Annotated in this window: 17 protein-coding genes, 2 other RNA genes and 1 pseudogene; 8 read left to right on the forward strand and 12 right to left on the reverse strand. The window is 63.4% G+C overall.

Annotated elements, in window-relative coordinates:
• Positions 1 to 18: 18 nt before the first annotated feature.
• On the forward strand, positions 19 to 2,265 hold the full coding sequence (gene katG / locus J5I97_RS13710) for a catalase/peroxidase HPI (RefSeq protein WP_208587098.1): 2,247 nt from the start codon (positions 19 to 21) through the stop codon (positions 2,263 to 2,265).
• Between the two features lie 116 nt (positions 2,266 to 2,381).
• Positions 2,382 to 2,457, forward strand: a non-coding RNA gene (locus J5I97_RS13715) — sX9 sRNA.
• Positions 2,458 to 2,512: 55 nt separating this feature from the next.
• Here J5I97_RS13715 and J5I97_RS13720 read toward each other — a convergent pair.
• Positions 2,513 to 2,920, reverse strand: a complete 408-nt coding sequence (locus J5I97_RS13720) for an RNA-binding S4 domain-containing protein (RefSeq protein WP_208587100.1) — start codon at positions 2,918 to 2,920, stop codon at positions 2,513 to 2,515.
• 288 nt (positions 2,921 to 3,208) lie between these two features.
• On the opposite strand from J5I97_RS13720, the gene J5I97_RS13725 reads away from it, so the two are divergent.
• Positions 3,209 to 4,684 carry an MATE family efflux transporter gene (locus J5I97_RS13725; protein WP_208587102.1) on the forward strand — a complete coding sequence of 492 codons (1,476 nt, stop codon included), beginning with the start codon at positions 3,209 to 3,211 and terminating at the stop codon, positions 4,682 to 4,684.
• 309 nt (positions 4,685 to 4,993) lie between these two features.
• Here the strand turns inward: J5I97_RS13725 and rplS are convergent, their stop codons facing one another.
• The 9 genes from rplS to ffh all read right to left on the reverse strand — a co-directional run bounded on the left by rplS (position 4,994) and on the right by ffh (position 11,677).
• Positions 4,994 to 5,401, reverse strand: coding sequence for a 50S ribosomal protein L19 (gene rplS / locus J5I97_RS13730; RefSeq protein ID WP_208587104.1), 408 nt, complete (start codon positions 5,399 to 5,401; stop codon positions 4,994 to 4,996).
• Positions 5,402 to 5,545: 144 nt separating this feature from the next.
• Positions 5,546 to 6,304, reverse strand: coding sequence for a tRNA (guanosine(37)-N1)-methyltransferase TrmD (gene trmD, locus J5I97_RS13735; RefSeq protein WP_208587106.1), 759 nt, complete (start codon positions 6,302 to 6,304; stop codon positions 5,546 to 5,548).
• Positions 6,305 to 6,358: 54 nt separating this feature from the next.
• Positions 6,359 to 6,871 carry a ribosome maturation factor RimM gene (gene rimM / locus J5I97_RS13740; RefSeq protein WP_208587108.1) on the reverse strand — a complete coding sequence of 171 codons (513 nt, stop codon included), beginning with the start codon at positions 6,869 to 6,871 and terminating at the stop codon, positions 6,359 to 6,361.
• Between the two features lie 39 nt (positions 6,872 to 6,910).
• Positions 6,911 to 7,171, reverse strand: coding sequence for a 30S ribosomal protein S16 (gene rpsP / locus J5I97_RS13745; protein WP_002811209.1), 261 nt, complete (start codon positions 7,169 to 7,171; stop codon positions 6,911 to 6,913).
• A gap of 96 nt (positions 7,172 to 7,267) precedes the next feature.
• A complete protein-coding gene (locus J5I97_RS13750) occupies positions 7,268 to 8,065 on the reverse strand; it encodes an aminotransferase class IV family protein (RefSeq protein ID WP_208587109.1) in 798 nt (265 codons plus the stop codon).
• Entirely contained in the window at positions 8,056 to 9,150 is a 1,095-nt protein-coding gene (locus J5I97_RS13755; protein ID WP_208587112.1) for an NAD(P)H-dependent flavin oxidoreductase, read from the reverse strand. Before J5I97_RS13755 ends, J5I97_RS13750 begins: the two co-directional genes overlap by 10 nt.
• Position 9,151: 1 nt before the next feature.
• Positions 9,152 to 9,403, reverse strand: coding sequence for a hypothetical protein (locus tag J5I97_RS20065; protein WP_238135533.1), 252 nt, complete (start codon positions 9,401 to 9,403; stop codon positions 9,152 to 9,154).
• Positions 9,400 to 9,981, reverse strand: a complete 582-nt coding sequence (locus tag J5I97_RS13760; protein WP_238135534.1) for a DUF2314 domain-containing protein — start codon at positions 9,979 to 9,981, stop codon at positions 9,400 to 9,402. The genes J5I97_RS20065 and J5I97_RS13760 overlap by 4 nt, the downstream gene beginning before the upstream one ends.
• Positions 9,982 to 10,300: 319 nt before the next feature.
• Entirely contained in the window at positions 10,301 to 11,677 is a 1,377-nt protein-coding gene (ffh, locus tag J5I97_RS13765) for a signal recognition particle protein (protein ID WP_208587114.1), read from the reverse strand.
• 153 nt (positions 11,678 to 11,830) lie between these two features.
• Between ffh and J5I97_RS13770 the strand changes: the two genes are divergently transcribed.
• A complete protein-coding gene (locus J5I97_RS13770; RefSeq protein ID WP_208587121.1) occupies positions 11,831 to 12,622 on the forward strand; it encodes a cytochrome C assembly family protein in 792 nt (263 codons plus the stop codon).
• Between the two features lie 236 nt (positions 12,623 to 12,858).
• On the opposite strand, the gene J5I97_RS13775 is transcribed toward J5I97_RS13770, so the two are convergent.
• Positions 12,859 to 13,908: an aldose epimerase family protein gene (locus J5I97_RS13775; RefSeq protein WP_208587123.1), complete on the reverse strand. Its 1,050-nt coding sequence runs from the start codon at positions 13,906 to 13,908 to the stop codon at positions 12,859 to 12,861.
• Between the two features lie 187 nt (positions 13,909 to 14,095).
• Between J5I97_RS13775 and J5I97_RS13780 the strand changes: the two genes are divergently transcribed.
• Both J5I97_RS13780 and J5I97_RS13785 read left to right on the forward strand, forming a co-directional pair.
• Positions 14,096 to 14,171: non-coding RNA, sX9 sRNA (locus J5I97_RS13780), on the forward strand.
• Positions 14,165 to 14,368 (forward strand): annotated as a pseudogene (locus J5I97_RS13785) (phage tail protein); the annotation flags it as partial. The gene J5I97_RS13780 and the pseudogene J5I97_RS13785, both read left to right, overlap by 7 nt.
• Here the strand turns inward: J5I97_RS13785 and J5I97_RS13790 are convergent.
• On the reverse strand, positions 14,369 to 17,938 hold the full coding sequence (locus J5I97_RS13790; protein ID WP_208587125.1) for a hybrid sensor histidine kinase/response regulator: 3,570 nt from the start codon (positions 17,936 to 17,938) through the stop codon (positions 14,369 to 14,371).
• Between the two features lie 96 nt (positions 17,939 to 18,034).
• Here J5I97_RS13790 and J5I97_RS13795 point away from each other — a divergent pair, with 96 nt between their 5' ends.
• Both J5I97_RS13795 and J5I97_RS13800 read left to right on the forward strand, forming a co-directional pair.
• Complete coding sequence (locus tag J5I97_RS13795; RefSeq protein WP_208587127.1) at positions 18,035 to 18,688, forward strand: YceI family protein; 654 nt, start codon at positions 18,035 to 18,037, stop codon at positions 18,686 to 18,688.
• A gap of 2 nt (positions 18,689 to 18,690) precedes the next feature.
• Complete coding sequence (locus J5I97_RS13800; protein WP_208587129.1) at positions 18,691 to 19,254, forward strand: cytochrome b; 564 nt, start codon at positions 18,691 to 18,693, stop codon at positions 19,252 to 19,254.
• Positions 19,255 to 19,257 lie beyond the last annotated feature (3 nt).

Below are 19,257 nucleotides of genomic sequence, written 5' to 3' on the forward strand. Positions count from 1 at the left end.
CGCACACAGGTAACCGCCATGACCACCGAAGCAAAGTGCCCGTTCAATCACGCCGTCGTCGGTACCGGAACCACCAACAACGATTGGTGGCCCAAGCAACTGCGCGTGGATCTGCTCAGCCAACATTCGAGCAAATCTAACCCATTGGGCCAGACCTTCAATTACGCCGAGGCATTCAAGCGCATCGATCTGCAAGCGCTCAAGCAAGAGCTGCGTGCGCTGATGACCGACTCGCAGGACTGGTGGCCAGCCGACTTCGGCCACTACGGCCCGCTGTTCGTACGCATGGCCTGGCATAGCGCCGGCACTTATCGCATCGGCGATGGGCGTGGCGGCAGCGGTCGCGGGCAGCAGCGCTTCGCACCGCTCAACAGCTGGCCGGACAACGTGAGCCTGGACAAGGCACGTCGCCTGCTTTGGCCGATCAAGCAGAAGTACGGCCAAGCGATCTCCTGGGCCGACCTGATGATCCTCACCGGCAACGTCGCGCTGGAAAGCATGGGCTTGAAGACCTTCGGTTTCGCCGGCGGCCGCGAAGACACCTGGGAGCCGGATCAGGATGTGTACTGGGGCCGTGAAACCAAGTGGCTGGGCGGCGACGAGCGTTACACGCAAGGCTCGCCGGGCGTGGACGAAGCGCACGGCGTGCTGGTAAAGGACGACGACAGCCAGGTGCAGCACACCCGCGATCTGGAAAACCCGCTCGCTGCCGTGCAGATGGGCCTGATCTACGTCAATCCGGAAGGCCCGGACGGCAAGCCCGACCCGATCGCGGCCGCGATCGACATCCGCGACACTTTTGCGCGTATGGCGATGAACGACGAAGAGACCGTGGCGCTGATCGCCGGCGGCCACACCTTCGGCAAGACCCACGGCGCAGCCGATGCCGAGCACGTGGCCGCCGAGCCGGAAGCCAGCGACCTGGAAAGCCAGGGCTTGGGCTGGCACAACAGCTACGGTAGCGGCAAGGGCGCCGACACGATTACCAGTGGCCTGGAAGTTACCTGGACAACCACACCGACGCAGTGGAGCAACGACTTCTTCGATCATCTGTTCAAGTTCGAGTGGGAGCTGACCAAGAGCCCGGCCGGTGCGCACCAGTGGGTGGCCAAAGAGGCCGGCGCCATCATTCCCGATGCACACGATGCATCAAAAAAGCATCGACCGACGATGCTGACCACCGATCTGGCACTACGTTTCGATCCAGCCTATGCAGCGATCTCGCGGCGCTTCCATGAGCATCCGGACCAGTTCGCCGACGCATTCGCACGCGCTTGGTTCAAGCTCACCCATCGCGACATGGGCCCGCGTGCACGCTATCTCGGCGCGGACGTGCCGAGCGAAGAATTGCTGTGGCAGGACCCGGTACCGGCAGTCGACCACGCCCTGGTCGATGCGCAAGACGCAGCCGGACTCAAGCAGACCATTCTGGGCTCCGGGCTGAGCGTGGCGCAGCTGGTCTCCACCGCATGGGCATCGGCCTCGACCTTCCGCGGCTCGGACAAGCGCGGCGGTGCCAACGGTGCACGCATCCGCTTGGTGCCGCAGAAGGATTGGCAAGCCAATCAGCCCGAGCAACTCGCCAAGGTGCTGAGCGCGCTGCAACACCTCCAGGCCGAGTTCAATGCAGCGCAGTCCGGCGGCAAGAAGATCTCGCTCGCCGACCTGATCGTGCTGGCCGGTAATGCCGCCATCGAACACGCTGCACATGCAGCTGGCCATAGCATCACCGTGCCGTTCGCGCCGGGCCGCACCGACGCATCGCAGGAACAGACCGATGTCGAATCGTTCGCAGTATTGGAGCCGGTGGCCGATGGCTTCCGCAACTTCGCCAAGCGCAGCTACGCCGTGCCTGCCGAGGCGCTGTTGATCGACAAGGCGCAGCTGCTCACCCTGACCGCACCGGAGTTGACCGTGCTGGTCGGCGGCCTGCGCGTGCTGGGCGCCAACGTCGGCGAGTCCAAGCACGGCGTGTTCACCACCCGGCCCGGCGTGCTCAGCAACGACTTCTTCGTCAACCTGCTCGATATGCGTACCGAGTGGAAAGCCACGTCCGACACCAAGGAGCTGTACGAAGGACGCGACCGCCGCACCGGCGAGCAGAAATGGACCGGCACCCGCGTGGATTTGGTGTTCGGTTCCAACTCCATCCTGCGTGCGGTTGCCGAAGTCTATGCAAGCGCCGATGCACAGGAAAAGTTCGTGCACGATTTCGTCACGGCCTGGACCAAGGTGATGCAGCTGGATCGTTTCGATCTGGCGTAAAGCAAACCGATGTTGCTGGTGCCTCTCATAGAGGTGCCGACAACAAGTCATACTTAGATCGGCTAACAAAACGACTGCGCGCACCGCCAGGCGCGCGGTCGGTGCTCGGAATCGGCATATACCACGCGTACACTCCGGTTTCTCCGCGTCGTCCGCACCCACCTGACGACTGTTCGCTAGGTTTTGTTAGCTGCTCTAAGCCTGACTATTGACCTCGGGACATGATCCATCTCGGTTCCCATCTTTTTCAAAACGCGTCGATATCGCCCAGTGCGGCGATCAAGCGACGCGCGCGTTTGTCCGGCTTACCTTCCGGGGGGCGATAGCCAGTACGCTCGGCGACGCGCTGCAGCCGCCATTGCGAACGCGCCTCGCGCGAGGCTTCGCTCTCCACGTACAGCGTCTGTGCAACCGGTGCCGGGCCGCGCACGTCGCTGAGCGCGGCGACGGTAATCTCGAAGATTTCACCGCCACGGTCGATACGCAATTGCTCGCCGCTACGCAGGGTGCGCGACGGCTTGGGCCGCTGGCCGGCGACATCCACCTTGCCGTTGTCCACTGCCGTCTTGGCAAGACTGCGCGTCTTGAAGAAGCGCGCCGCCCACAGCCAGACGTCCAGCCTGACCGTCGTCGCTTGTTCTATCGATTGAGTCATCGCGCTGTGCTTGCCGTCGGGTCCAATGGGCTGCAGACCGGTGTCGTCATCGCCGCTGCATCGGCGCCTCGACGGGCTGCGTTGAGCGAGAAATATCTGGGCAACGTCGCCGGAACTCAAGCATCGCCAACGACCTGGCCCGGCCTGCCTTTCACTCTCTGGCTGACCGATACAGGTGGATCTGCACAGCTCATGCAGTGCCCCGTATCGTCAAAATCGCCAGGCGACAGCACACCTCACACACTCCAATGCTAGTGTTCGCAACTTCCGCACCACGGCCTGTCTGCGATGCCCAAATCCGCTATCCTGACCGAAGGCCCGATCGGCAAGAATCTGCTGCTGTTCGCAATACCGATCTTGGCCGGCAATATCGCGCAATCGCTCAACGGCTCGATCAATGCGATCTGGGTAGGCCGCTACCTCGGCGAGGCTGCGCTCACCGCCGCGGCCAATGCCAACAGCATCATGTTCTTCCTGATCGGTTCGGTATTCGGCATCGGCATGGCCTCGACTATCCTGATCGGCCAGGCGATGGGCGCGCGCGACATCGCACAAGCACGTAAGGTCATGGGCACCAGCGCCAGTTTTTTCGGCGGGCTATCGGCGGTGATCGCCGTGCTCGGCTGGTTTCTGGCGCCGCATCTATTGACCGCGATGGGAACACCGCCGGCGTCGCAAACGCTGGCCGAGGATTACCTGCGGGTGATCTTCCTGGCGATGCCGCTGATCTATATGTTCGCTTTTTTGTCGGCAGCGTTGCGCGGCACAGGCGATGCACGCACGCCGTTCCGCTTTCTGCTGGTGTCGGTGGTGCTCGACATCGTCTTCAACCCGCTGCTGATCTTCGGGCTGGGCCCGTTTCCTGCACTTGGTATCGCCGGTGCAGCCTGGGCCACGCTGCTGGCACAGGCGGTCGCAATCGGCGGTTTGTTGCTGTATCTGCGCAAACAAGGCCACGTACTGTGGCTGGGGCGCCGCGAGCTGCAACTGTTCCGCATCTCTCCGACGATCCTGCGCGCGCTTATCGTCAAGGGCGTGCCGATGGGCCTGCAGATGGTGCTGATTTCGCTCGCCATGATCGCAATGATGACGCTGGTCAACGGTTTCGGCACCGACACCGCAGCCGCCTACGGTGCGGCATTGCAGCTATGGACCTATGTGCAGATGCCGGCCATGGCACTGGGCGCGGCCTGTTCGACGATGGCGGCGCAGAACGTGGGCGCGGGATTGTGGAATCGCGTGGATGCGACCGCGCGCACCGGCATTTTTGCCAACTTCTTGATGACCGGCGTGCTGATCGTGCTGTTGATCCTGTTCGATCGCTGGACGCTGGCGCTGTTTCTGCCAACTGGCAGCCCGACGCTGGAGGTCGCTCGGCATCTCAATCACATCGGCATCTGGTCGTTCCTGCTGTTTGGCGTGAACTTTGTGATTTCCGGCGTGGTGCGTGCCACCGGTGCAGTGATCCCGCCCCTTTTGATCCTGGCGTTCGGTCTGTGGGGCGTGCGCCTGCCGCTGGCGAACGCGTTGATTCCACATCTGGGAGCCGATGGCATCTGGTGGAGTCTTCCGATCAGCTCGATGTGTTCGATGCTGCTGTCGCTGGCTTATTACCGTTGGGGCGGCTGGCGCAAGGCGCGCATGCTGACCACACCAGCGCATCCTTCGGAATTGGCTGCCGCCGCCGAAGTGCCGGCGCATCCTGCATTGCCAGTTGCCGAGACCGCGCCAATGACGGAGTTGCCGCAATCTCGCCAGCGCTGACGTCGGCTGGCATTGCCGAGCGGTGTGCTGCCACAACAACTGAAGTCACAGTGGGCCGAAAGCAGGCGCAGGAGCCCTGTCGACCTGATCGATGCAGTGAGCAGATGCTTTTTCTCGGCTAGGCCGGCTCGCCTGCTTGCAGAGCCGCTGCGTAGAGGTGTCGCATCGCAAACAGCAGACGTTCGCGCGCTCGTTTCGCGAACGTTGTTGGATTAACAAGCGCCAATTCCCGAATCCCAATTTCCATAACGCAAACAGCCGCCCGAAGGCGGCCGTTTGGCAGCGACAGGACACAAGCCTGCCAGTGATTTACTCCGCCTTTGCAGCAGCCTGGCGAGCGGCCTTGGCTTGTGCCGCAGCGGCCAAGTCTTCCTTGATGCGGGCAGCCTTGCCTTCCAGACCACGCAGATAGTACAGCTTGCCGGCGCGCACCTTACCACGACGCTTGACTTCGACCGAGTCGATGATGGCGCTGTGGGTCTGGAACACGCGCTCGACACCGAAGCCGTGCGAGATCTTTCGGACGGTGAATGCGGAGTTCAGGCCGGCATTCTTGGTCCCGATTACCACACCCTCATAGGCTTGCACGCGCTCACGGTTGCCTTCCTTCACCTTGACATTCACTACGACGGTATCGCCCTGATTGAAGTCCGGCAGCTGGCGCTGAATCTGGGCGGCTTCGAAGTCAGCCAGGATGGTCTTGTTGAGTTTGCTCATGATGGGCACCGCGTGTCTGGTGATATTGGACCGGCAGTCGCCGCACGGCGATTGCTCGAGGTTCGTAGGAAAGCCAGACGCAAGGCTGGCCAGTAAGCCGTACATTATGCCCCATTCAATCTTGCAAGAGCTAGGGGTGAGCCCTTATTTCCCGTCGCCTGAGGCAAGTTCGCGGCGAAATTCGTCCAGCAGACGGCGATCGTTCTCATCCAACCCGGCCTCGTTGAGCAGATCCGGACGACGCAGCCAGGTCCGGCCCAGCGACTGCTGCCGGCGCCAGCGCGCGATGGCAGCATGGTTACCCGAACGCAGCACATCCGGCACATCGCCCCAGTCGTGAGTCGAAGGATGGCTGTAGTGCGGGCAGTCGAGCAGGCCTTGCGGGCCTTCGAAGCTGTCCTGGGCTGCAGATTCGGCGTCGTTCAACACCCCCTCCTGCAACCGCGTCACCACATCCACAAGTACTGCAGCGCCCAGTTCGCCACCGGACAACACGTAGTCGCCGATGGAGATTTCCATATCCACCGCCTGCGCCAGAAAGCGCTCGTCCACCCCTTCGTAGCGCCCGCATAACAGCACCATGCGTGGCAACTGCGCCAGCGCGCGTGCGAGCGACTGGGTGAGCGAGCGCCCCTGCGGACTGAGGTAAATTACCGGCGCTGGCCGGCTGTCAGCGGCTTGCACCGCATCCAGACAGGCCCGCAACGGCTCGATCAACATCACCATGCCGGGCCCACCACCGAACGGACGATCGTCCACGCGACGGTAATTGCCCTGCGCATGATAGCGCGGATTCCAGCCCTGCAATTCCAGCAAACCGCGCTCCTGCGCCCGCCCGACTACGCCGAACGCCGCGCATTGGTCGATGAACTCAGGGAACAGGCTGATGACGTCGATGCGCACTGGGTGGGAATCGGGAGTAAGTAAGTCAAGAGCGGCTCAAAAGCACTCCTCCGATCAGAAATCCGGGTCCCAATCCACCACCATCAGATTGGCTTGGAAGTCGACCGACTTGACGAAATCCGGCTGCACGAACGGCACCAGCCGCTCGCGATCGCCGCGCACCACCATCACGTCATTGGAACCGGTGGAGAACAGATGCGACACCATGCCGAGTTTGACGCCCTCGACGGTCTCCACCTGCAGATCTTCCAGATCCACCCAATAATATTCATCGGGCTTGGGTGGCGGCAGCGCGCCGCGCGAGACGTAGATCTCTACGCCGTGCATGGCCTCGACGGTGCTGCGATCGGAAATATCGGGGAATGTCGCGATCAGATGCTTGCCCTGATCACGCCCGCGCGCTCCACTCAGCGTCGATTCTTCTCCCGATGGCTTACGCAGAGTCCACGGTTGATACCGGAAGATTGCACTACGCGGTTCGGTCCAGGACTCTATTTTGAGCTCGCCCTTGACACCGAAAGCTCCGGCGATCCTACCCAGCAGGATACGGCGCTCGGTTTGTTTCATCTGGTCGACTAGGCCAACTATGCGCTCGGCTCTCCAGAATCAGGCCGCAGCGGCCTGGGACTTTGACGCTTCGCGATACAGGTTACGCACCTTATCGGTCAGCTGAGCGCCCTGGCCAACCCAATGGTCGACACGAGCGACATCCAGCACGACACGCTGCTCTGCGCCCTGGGCAACCGGATTGTAGTAACCCAGACGCTCGATGTTGCGGCCGTCGCGCGCGCTGCGCACGTCGGTCACAATGATGTGGTAGAAGGGGCGCTTATTGGCGCCGCCGCGGGTCAGTCGAATCTTGACCATGATGTAGTTTCCTAAGTTGCCCAGTCGCCATAGTGGCGCGGTAAGCAGGCGATTATAGCGGGCCCCGGTGGCGAAGCCAAGTCACCGCGAAATCGCTCAGATCCGTTGCCAGGCTTGGGTTTCCAGGGCCCGCTCCAGTAGCGGCAGCTGCGCGGCCTGCGCGGACCAGCGCACCGATCCAGCCGCCACGATCGCTTGTTGACCGCGTGCGTTACAGCTGAAGGCACCGTCGAAACTGTCGAGCTCGCTCAGCGTGACCGAACCAGATCCGTGCTCGATACCGAGCGCTTGCAGACCCGCCTGCAGCAGACGCTGCTGGGTACCGGGCAAGGCCGGCCCTTGCGGCCAGACCACCCTACCCTGCCGCCACAAGCCCAGATTCCAGAAGGCGCCCTCCACTACTTGTTCTTGGGCGTCGATCAACAGTGCATCGTCATACCCGGCGAGCATGGCCTGGCGACGCAGATGCAGCAGCGCAAAGATGCCGACATGCTTGAGCTGAGGTTGCTCGCGCACATAACGGACAGGCTGCACACGCAGCGCGCTGGCAGGCATCTGTGCGGCGGGTGAGAGGGACATCAGCACATCCAGTGCGACATCACGCGCTGGATCGCACAGCTCGAAATCCTGCGAAAACACGGTGATGCGCACACTTGCGTCCTTGCTTCCGGCAGCGGACAACCCAGCGCGCACCTGGGCGCGAATGGACAAGTCATCGATCGATGCGCCAAATAAGGCAACGCTGTCGTGTTGCAGCCGCTGCAGATGCAAGTCCAGCGCGCGCGCTGCATTGTCGCGTACTTGCAGCGTGGTGAAGTGGCCGTAGTTGATCAATGCGGCCGCGCCCAGTTGCTGCAGCGTCGCGGGTGTGCCATTGCAGAAAATCAACGACACAGCAACGCCTGCGCTTGTTCCCACCACTGCGTCACCAACTGCGCGGCCGGTTGTACGGGCGCCATCCAGGCGGACTGGCCGGCCCAGGCCTGCATGGTGTCCAGGTGGTTGTCGCGCACCGCGGCCTGGCGCATCGGTGCAGTCAGCCCGCGCTGCACCGGATAAGGCGCGGGCGGTGGCGCATCCGCAGCGCGGGCGGCATGCACGTATGGCGTGTCCAGCGCGCGCCCCAGCCGGCCGGAGAATGCGCGGGTTGGCTGGGTCTGTTCCGGCTCTGCCTTGACCAGCGCATCGGACCAGACGCTTGGCACTGCCGCCTCGGGCGTGCGCAGCAAGCCGGTGCATATCTGCGCTGCGCTCGCGCCCAGCATCAGCGCTGCGGCGATGCCACGCGCATCGGCGATGCCACCTGCGGCGATCACCGGGATATCGAGATGATCGACCAATCGCGGCAACAAGGCGAACAACCCGGTCATCTGCCGCTCGGCCTGGCTGGCGTCGAACGCACCACGATGGCCGCCGGCCTCCGCACCTTGCGCAACCACCGCGTCTGCGCCCGCGGCCTGCGCCGCGCGCGCTTCGTCCAGCGTGGTGGCGCAGGCAAACCAGGCGATACCCGCGCGCTTCAGGCGCGCAACCTGATCGGGCCGAAACACGCCCATAATCGATGACGCGACCGCTGGACGCGCATCAAGCAAGGCATCGAATTGCGCGTCGAAATCGGCAGGCGTTGGATCGCATGCCGCCTCGGAAACCGAAGGCCCCCACTGCAACAGGAACTCGCGCATGTGCGCCTCGGCATCTGCGTCGCGCGCAGGGGCCGGATCGGGAATCCAGAGATTGACCTGCGCTGGTCCAGCGCTTGCGTCGCCAAAGGCCGTCATCCACGCCACGATGTCCTGCGGCTGCGACAACACCGCACCCATCGCTCCCATGCCGCCAGCCTCGGCAACCGCCGCCGACAATGGCACCGGGCAGGCGCCGGCCATGGGGCTGAGCAGGATGGGCAGGCGTAGGCCAAAGAGCTGGCAGAAGCGCGCGAGGTTTGCGTCCGGGCCGGTTAACGTGGGCGACGACGTCGGCATGTCAGTAACTGCCCTCAAACAGTTGCACGATCCTGGGCCAATGCGTCTGTCGCGCCAGGTCCAGTGCTGTTTTGCCGGAGAGCGCGCGTGGCGAGGCAACCACGCCGTGCCTGAGCAGCAGCGACACCGGTTGGTAATTGCCCGCCAAGGCATCGGGTTGCAGGAGCGCCCAACCGGCTTCGTCGCGGAAATGCGCCATGTCAGGCTGATCGCGCAGGCCTTCATCGAAGTTGTGGCCCATGTTCTTGCTCATCGGATGCTAGCGCTCGGACGAATCCTGCTCCATTGCGGCAGCCTGAGCCGGCTTGCTAGCGAACATCTTGCCGAACACGCCCTTTTGCGTTCCTGCACGGGCGCAGGCACCGGGCGTACTGCGCCCGTCTCAGCGAAGTCCAGGCCCCATGGAGCGTCGTCCTCGGCGCATTCGGCCAGCGACATCGTGCGACACATCGCATCGATGGGATGGCCGCCATAGATCTGGCCATCGACTGCCGACATCCAGTCTTCCAGGTCGGCCATCGGTGCAAACCCAGCGTCGACGGCAGTGCGTCCTGCAATCCATTCCGGATCGTTTAGCTGGCGGCCGGATACCTGGTCCCCATCGAACTGCACATTGGAAATCCAAACGTGCGCGTGCGATGGCGCGTCGACGGCGGAAACATCGGTCGCGAAAGGCAATTGCACCGCGGCCATCTCCACGCCAGGCACGATGCGGCGATATTCCCAGGACAACTCACGCCATAAAAACTTGACGGTATCGCACGCCGCCGCGTCGACCGGTTGCAGTGCGGCATCTTCATCGTTTGCGATATACATGCGGTTGTCGGTCATGTCTATTGGGATAAGTGCGGCCAATAAGTGCGGCCAACAAACGTTGCAAGCAGAGGTCGGCGAGTATGGACGGCGCGGCCAGAACCATAGTGGCGACTGGTACGCGCCGCGCTGGCCCGATGGCGCAGCAACGTTGATAACCGCTCGCGCTACCTATGGCGCATGGCAACGGCAGCGCCTGACCTGGGCAGAAACGACACGACACGAAACGGCGAGGACGCAACACAGGCGCACATGCATCTGCTGCGGAGCGATCCCCACAATCGCCAGCGCACGGCCAGTGCGGCGCCGCGCATGCTGCGTCAGCGCATCGCTCAACTCAGCGGAACGGCATGCCGCCGCGGCCACCCATGGCGCCCATCATGCCTTTCATGTTGCGCATCAGGCCCTTCATGCCGCCGCCGGCCAGCTTGCCCATCATCTTTTCCATCTGCTGATACTGCTTCATCAGCTTGTTGACATCGGCCGGCAACATCCCCGAGCCGCGTGCGATGCGGGCGCGGCGCGAGCCGTTGAGCAGGGCCGGGTTGCGGCGCTCTTTCTTGGTCATCGAGTTGATGATCGCGATCATCTGCGGCACTTCCTTGCCGGTGACTTGTTGTTTGACGTTGTCCGGGATCTGGCCCATGCCCGGCAGCTTGTCCATCAGCCCATGAATGCCGCCCATGTTCTGCATCTGCTCGAGCTGTTCCTTCATATCGTTGAGGTCGAACTTATTGCCCTTGGCGACTTTGGCGGCAAGCTTGGCGGCCTTTTCCTGATCGACACTGTGCTCGACCTGCTCCACCAGCGACAACACATCGCCCATATCCAGGATGCGGCTGGCGACCCGATCGGGATGGAACACATCCAGCCCATCGGTCTTTTCGCCGATACCGACGAACTTGATCGGCTTGCCGGTGATGTAGCGCACGCTCAGCGCGGCACCGCCCCGGGCGTCGCCGTCGGTTTTAGTCAGTACTACGCCGGTCAGCGGCAGCGCCTCGCCGAAGGCTTTGGCGGTGTTGGCCGCGTCCTGGCCGGTCATCGCATCGACCACGAACAAGGTCTCGGTCGGGTTGATCGCGGCGTGCAGCGCCTTGATCTCGTCCATCATTGCTTGGTCGATCGCCAGGCGACCGGCGGTATCGACCAGCAGCACATCGGCGAACGACTTGCGGGCATCGCTGATGGCGGCACGCACAATGTCGACCGGCTCCTGCGAAGCCTCAGATGGGAAAAACAGCACGCCGACCTGTTCGGCCAGCGTCTTGAGCTGCTCGATTGCGGCCGGGCGGTAGACGTCGGCCGAGACCACCATGACTTTCTTCTTGCGCTTTTCCTTCAGGTGCTTTGCGAGCTTGCCCACCGTGGTGGTCTTGCCCGCACCCTGCAAGCCGGCCATCAGGATGATTGCCGGCGCCGGCACGTTGAGGTTGAGGTCGGCGGCGGCGGCGCCCATGACCGCAGTCAGTTCGTCGCGGACGATCTTGATCAGCGCCTGGCCGGGAGTCAGCGACTTGAGCACTTCCTGGCCGACTGCGCGTACCTTGATGCGCTCGATCAGCGCCTGCACCACCGGCAGCGCGACGTCGGCCTCGAGCAGCGCGATGCGCACTTCACGGGTGGCTTCGCGAATGTTCTCCTCGGTCAGACGGCCGCGACCGCGCAGGCGCTCCATGGTGCCGGAGAGACGTTGGGTAAGGGACTCGAACATGCGCAAAAGACCGCAGAGGGGAAACAGGTGCCGATTATAGCGGCACACACCAGCTGCCCGCCCCGCCTGACTTGGCATGTCCGCTCTTCCGAGTTCCAAGTCACCATTCCCGAGCTGCCCCCCCCCCCTCCACCAGTGTGCGAAACTTCCACGATGACAATCGTTTTCATCGCGTTCGCCTTGTACCTGCTGGCCACGACGCTGCTCACCCGGGCGGTGCTGCACGATGGCAACCAGGCGCCAGCGCGCTGGCTGGCGCCGGCGCTGGCGGCGGTGGCGCTGCATACCGGGTATCACGTGCTGGTGGCGTTTCGCACTGTGGGTGGACCGGACATGCATTTCTTCGCCGCACTGTCGTTGTGCGGCCTGGGCATGGCCGCGCTGACAGCAGTGTTCGGCGGCCGTGGACGGATGGCGGCGGTGGGTGTGGTGGTGTTCCCGCTGTCGGCGATCCTGCTGGCCTGCTATCACGCCTACGGCCACGAACCGAGCGCCGACCTGGGCTGGCGGCTGGAATTGCATGCGTGGATTGCGCTGTTGGCCTACGCCACGCTGGGCATCGCTGCGCTGCTGGCGATCATGCTATGGCTGCAGGAGCGCGCGCTGCGCCGGCGCGATTTCCACACTTGGTTGCGCGCATTGCCGCCGTTGACCGAGCTGGAAACGCTGCTGTTCCGCATGATCACGGTAGGATTCGTGCTGTTGAGCCTGACCTTGTTGACCGGCCTGCTGTTCGTGCAGGACTTCCTGGCGCAACGGCTGCTGCACAAGACCGTGCTCAGCATTCTGTCGTGGATCGTGTTCGGTGCGCTGCTGGTCGGCCGCTGGCGCAATGGTTGGCGCGGCACCAAGGCAGTACATTGGACGCTGACCGCGATGGCGTTGCTGGTGCTGTCGTTCTTCGGCAGCAAGTTCGTGATCGAGCTGGTGCTGGGGTCGCGCTGATCGCGTAGCTGGCAGGCTTGATGTGTGATGCAAGCAATTGCGAGGCGGCGCGCTGTGCGCACGCCACTGTGCGCACGTCGGTGCACCCTGCCCTTTGCAGTGACGCGGCGAACAGTCGCCAGGTGAGCGCAGAGCGTGCGCTCACAACCAAAGCTGTAGGAGCAGCACCTGCCGCAATGAGCACCGAGCACCGGCCCTGCCCGCCTATGGCAGCACAGTCGTTCTGACAGACGCTCTCAGGCATTCAGCGCAGCGCTTACAGCTGCCCACGGCTGATCCGGACCCGGACTGGCGAAGCGATAGGCGATGCGGCGGCGGTAGACCTCACCGGGGCGCAGAATCGTCGACGGGAAGTTGGGCTGATTGGGTGCGTCCGGGTAGTCCTGCGGCTCCAGGCACACGCCGCGGCCCAGGCCGGGATGATGGTCGTCCAGATGCTGACCTTCGTAGAGTTGCACCGCCGGTGCATCGCTGGTGATACGCAGCGCTACGCCACTGTGCGGCGAATACAGCTCGGCAACGCAGTCAGCATCGGCGGCCAGCACCAGGCATTGGTCGTAGCCTTTGCCGAGCATCACTTGCGGATGTGCAGGGTCGCTATTGTCGGCCAGTGCGATGGGCGTGCGGAAATCGAACGGCGTGCCGGCGATCGGGGCGATTTCGCCGGTCGGGATCGATTCGGCATCCACCGGCAGATAGCGCTCAGCCGGCACGCGCAGCACTTGCGATGCGGCAGGCCGGTGCGGGTCGCCGGACAGGTTGAAGTAGGGATGGTGGGTCAGGTTCAACGCAGTGGCGGCGTCGCACTGCGCTTCGAAGTCCAATTGCAGGCTGCGCCCGTGGAGCTGCAAGCGCGCACGCACCTGCAAATTGCCGGGGTAACCTTCTTCGCCATCGGGAGAGTCGTACCCGAGCAGCACCTGATCCGGCGCCTGCTCCAGCACGCCCCACACACGCCGCCCGAAACCGCGCAGGCCGCCGTGCAACTGATTGCGCCCCTCGTTGGCCGCCAATGTGTGGGTGACACCATCCAGCGTGTAACGCGCGCCAGCGATACGGTTGCCGAAGCGGCCGACAAGAATATTGAGGCTGTCGCCATCTGCGGCATACGCGGGCAGATCCGGCAAGGCTAGCAGCAAGGGCACGACACCTTGCCCAGTAGTCAACCGCAGCGCGTGCAGAATGCCTCCATAGGTCAGCACTTCTGCCTCCAGCCCGGCATCGCTGCGCAACGTCAACGCTTGCACCTGTACACCGCTTGGCAACTGCCCGAACACTCGCTGCATGGAATCGTCTCGCCGATGGTGGAAGCTCGCGAGCATAGCCGTGTCGCGCAGCTGCCAACCATGCCGATGCGCACATCCGGCCTTGGCAGATGCCTTGCGTGGCAACTACCGCCGCATCGGCCTTAGAGCGGCTAACAAAACGACTGCGCTCACCGCCAGGCGGGCGCGGCCGGTGATCGGAATCGGCATGTACCACGCGTACACTCCAGTTCCTCCGCGCCGTGAGCACCCACCCGACGACTGCTCGCTACGTTTTGTTAGCCGCTCTTACCAGTACACGCTTAATCCGATCGTGACCGACTCCGCCGGCCACCCCGACAGCGTCATGCTGCCGCGGCTGGAGTGGGTGCAGCTCAACCAGTCCGAGTTGCTGTCCAATCCCGCGCGCCGTGGCGAAATCGCCTTCGAGGCTGACATCCTCGCTAACGATGCTATGGATCTATCGATCAAGTTGCCGCTCTTAATCGGCGGTCGCACTGTCCTGCGTGTCGCCGGCGTCGGCGAGCACCCGCGCCAAGGCCTGCTCAAGCAAATCGCCGGTCACCGGCTTACGCAGGAAGCCATTGCAGCCAGCCGCCATCGCTTGCGGTTCGGCATCGGCATCGGCACGCGCGGTCACTGCAACAATCGGGAAGCGCACACCGCGCACGCGCAGCTGCGCCACCAGCGCCGCGCCATCGAGACCAGGCAGATCCAGGTCGCACAGGCCTGCATCGAAACTGTGCGTACTCACCTCAGCCAAGGCCGCAAGACCATGCAGAACATGGGTAACGTGATGACCGCGCGTCTGTAGCAAGCCCACGATCACCTGCGCCACAGTCGGGTCGTCTTCGACCAACAACAGCTGCAACGGCGCCCGATCGTGAAGCGCAGGTGCATGTGTCGCATTCGGCGTCATTACCGGTAACGCAGCCACCCAGCGCAACGGCAGTTCGACCACGAAACATGCACCCTGCCCCAACTCACTGCTGACCGTCACCGCGCCACCCATCGCCGCTGCGAGCTCGCGGCAAATCGCCAGCCCCAGGCCGCTGCCCCCGTGCCGCGCGAGCGTAAGCGCTCCCTCCGCCTGCTCGAAGCGCTGGAACAAACGCCCGCGCTGCTCCTGGCTCATGCCCGGGCCGGTGTCGCATACCTCTACCCGAATTCCCTGCGTCGTATTTTGCGGCAATGGCGAAACCCGTAAGTGCACGCTACCGCGCTCGGTAAACTTGATCGCGTTGAAGAGCAGATTAAGCAATATCTGCTGCACCCGACTGGCATCGCCATGCAATGCCAGCGGCAATACATCATCCAGCACGCATTCGAAGGCCAGCTGCTTCTGCCCGGCACTTGGGCTCACCAGCCCGGCCACTTGTTCGATTAGTTGACGCAGATTGAAGTCGCGGTACTCCAGCGGCAGTTTGCCGGCCTCGATCCGGGCCAGATCCAGTGCATCGTTGACCAGACGCAGCAGATGCTTGCCCGCTAGCTGGATCGCACTCGCGTAGCCTTGCTGACGCCCATCCAACGGCGTCTGCAACAGCAACTCGCTCATGCCCAGTACACCGGTCATCGGCGTGCGCACCTCGTGCCCCAAGGTGGCAAGAAAGCGTGTCTTGGCCAACGACGCCTGCTCTGCAAGCTCGCGCTTGTGCTGCGCCAACTGCCACTGCGCACGCATACGTACACGCCGGCGATAGGCGGCGGCGAGCAACGCGCTGAGCAGCAATCCCGACATGCAGATCAGCGCGATGCCCACGTTGCTGCGCCACCATGGCGGCTTGACCGAGAACTGCAGCGTCTGCACCTGCGAGCGATTTCCCAGAGGATCCACTCCCTGCAGCGCGAGCTCATAGTTGCCGGCAGGCAGGCTGGCAAATTCGCGGATACCCGCATTGCCCGACGTCTGCCATTCGGTGTCGAAACCTTTCAGGAAACTGCGATAACGATTGGAAAGAGGATCGCTGTACGACAGCAGTCGGGTGACGACCTGCAACTGCCGATCACCCGGTCCCAACTGAAACGGGCGATCCATCGGCAACGCGACGCGTGCGCCATCGCGTAGCACGCTGACATGTTCCAACTGCAATGCAGGAACAAAAGGCGAGATATCGGGCATCGCGGTATCCAGTAATACGGTAGAGCCATCGCTGGTCGCACCAATCAAAGTGTCGCCCGACATCAGCAGGCAATGCTGGATGAACTCCTGACTGGTCAAGCCATCGCGCGTGCCGATATTGCGCAACCGTGCCGGCGTTGCCGAGGGGTCGATCCGCCACAGCCCACGCAAACTGGAAATCCAGACCCGGCCACGCGGGTCGATCTGCATTGCGGACGCGTCGAACCCGTCCAGCCCGTCGGCTTCGCCCACGTGGCGTGCACGCGCCCAGCGTGTTGCGGTTTTTTTCCATTGCTCTGCACCGGTGGCCCGATACACCCACACCGTCTCCGATGATTGGCTGGCAAATGCCTGGATCGGCGTTCCTTGGAGACCTGCAACCGGCACGAAGCGGCGTGACGCTTGGTCCCACGCGAACATGCCGCCCTCGCCCGCAACCCAGACTCGCCCATCGGGGCCTTGCTCCAGCTGCTGTATGCCGATGTCGCGCAGACCGTGCAAGTCTTGTTGCGTGATGCGCTGCAAGACCCGGCCGCTGCGCAGATCGCGCTGCTGCACCATGTCGATGAACGCCATCCACACCGTATCGTCATGCTCGATGATCCAATCCGGCGCCGACAGCGCCGATGCCGGTTCGGGGCCGTCGGACGGCCAGTGGATGAACTCCCCGGTGCGCAGATCCATCCGCGACAGACCAAAACTCAAATTGCCCAGCCACACCCGTTGCAGGTGATCCTCCAGCGCCGATACCAACTCCATTCCCTTGAGATACGGCGACTGCAGACCTGTCTGAAACGTGTCGCCGGTGCTCGGATCGACGCGCAACAGACGACCTTCCGCATCGGCCTGCCACAAGCCACCGGAACGTGTGGCAGGCGCCAGGTTGCAATACATGGCGTCCCCGGTCGGCACGGCGGGTTTGAGCACGGCACTGCGCTTCCAATCTACCGGCAAATACCCGAGACCGGTGCCATGCATCGGAATCCACAGCCCTCCATCGGCCGCTCCCAGCAGACCGATGACATTGCGGCGCGACAACGGCCCCTCGCCACTGAAAGCAGGTACCGGCGGACGCTGGCCGTGCGTGCGCCACAGACCGCGTCCGCTCCCCAGCCAGAATTCGCCATCCGGAGCAGCCACTGCGCTCCAGAACTCGTTGCCGTTACCGAACATCGTGCCCCAGGCGAGCGGCTGCCATCGATCATCGGACCTCATGACATGCAATCCGGACTCGCTACCCACCCACAGACGGTCTCCAGTCCATTGCAGACCGAAGATAGCTGACTGCCGGTTCGGTTCGTCCGGAATATACTCACGACGCATGCGCCTTCCATCGTAATAGGCCAGGCCGCTGCTGGTTCCGATCCACAACCGGTGCCGCGTGTCCGCTGCCAGGTTCATGACCATGGCCTGATCCAGCTCGCCTTCCACCGCGCCCAGATCCACCGACACCATCGTCCCACCGGCATCGATGCGAACCAGCGCGCCGGTCGTGGTTCCGGCCCAGATATCACCATCGAACGCAGCGATGCTGTAGATTTTGCCGTCTTTCATCGATGGATAATCGACGGCGCGGTAATGCCGGAAGCGACTGCGACCGGCGTCCATCACGCTCAGCGTCTTGCCGCACCCGATCCAGATCCTGTCCAACGCATCGATGTGGAGCGCCTGGATCGCGTTGCAGGGCAACGACGCAGGATCGGTCGGGTCGTGACGCCAGGTTCTGAATCCTGCACCGTCGTAACGCACAAGGCCATCCAAGGTGCCGAGCCACAGGTAGCCGGCACGATCCTGGTTGATGGCAATCACCATGGTCGACGGGAGCCCTTCGCTGGGACCCACGATCCGAAAGCGCGGTATCTCCGGAATCTTCGCCGCGCACGGCAACACACCCAGCAGCAACACCAGCACAACGACAAGCGCACGCATGTGGGCATCCCTTCCACGTCCAGCCAACATGCTCGCAACGGATCGTTGCGAGCGCAAGCGGCGCGCGCGTCGTCGGGATGTGTCTAGAATCGGCCCATGACAACCTTCGCCCGCCTGTTGGTGTTTCCCGCTCTGGTAGTGACCAGCCTTGCCGCTACCGCTGCGCCGGTGCGCTACGCACTGGATCCGGTGCATACCCGAGTGTTGTTCGCAGTCGAGCATTCCGGTTTTTCCAAGGCATTGGGGACCGTTTCCGGAAGTAATGGCACGTTGGTCTTCGACCCGGACGACTGGGCCGCAGCGCGCCTTGACGTCACCGTCCCGCTGCGCCGCGCCGACCTGGGCGATACCAAGTGGACCGACGCCACCTTGGCACGCAACCTACTCGACGCCGAGCGGTTTCCCGACGCGCATTTCGTCTCGACCCGCGTCGAAGCCAGCGGCCAAAACCACGCCAAAGTCACCGGTAACCTGACCCTGCGCGGGGTGACCCGCCCGGTCACCCTAGAGGTCACCCTCAATGCGCTCAAACGCCATCCGCTGCCGCCGTTCCGACGCACCGCCGGCTTCTCTGCCACCGCCACACTGAGCCGTGCGGAGTTCGGGATCGATGCGTGGAAATCGATGATCGGCGACAAGGTGGAACTGCGGATCGAAGCCGAAGCCGTACGCGAAGGCCGGGAAGACGACGCGCCCGAACCGCAGACAGCCCCCGCCACGCCTGACGCCGCAGCCAGCGCGGAGTCCTGAGCATGAGCCTGAAGAACGTCGAACGCTGGGGCGGTGTCAGCCAGACCCTGCACTGGCTAATCGCGCTGTTGATTTTGGTCCTGGGCATTGTGGGCCTGACCATGGGCGAGTTGCCCAGGACGCCGAAATATTTCTGGGTCTACACCGCACACAAATCGGTGGGCCTGACCGTGTTGGCACTGGTGATCGTACGGCTCGGCTGGCGCATCCATGCGGGTGCACCGCCGCCGGTGGCCGGCACGCCGCGCTGGCAGAAACGCATCGCCGGCCTTACCCACTGGCTGTTGTACGCAATGCTCTTCGCCATGCCACTGTCGGGCTGGTTATACGACTCCACCAGCGGCTTGCGTCCATTCCGTTGGTTCGGTCTGTTTGCGGTCCCTAAGCTCAGCCCGCCGGACGAACGATTGCGCGCGATTGCGCACTTCATCCACACGTGGGGCTTCTGGCTGTTGATTGCCATGGTGCTGACGCACGCCGGTGCCGCGCTCTACCACCACCTGTTCCAGCGTGATGCCACCTTGGCCCGGATGTTGCCGCACGGCTGGCTCTCTTCCAAACCCTAAGGA

It is taken from the genome of Xanthomonas fragariae (assembly GCF_017603965.1).
Taxonomy (GTDB): Bacteria; Pseudomonadota; Gammaproteobacteria; order Xanthomonadales; family Xanthomonadaceae; genus Xanthomonas; species Xanthomonas fragariae_A.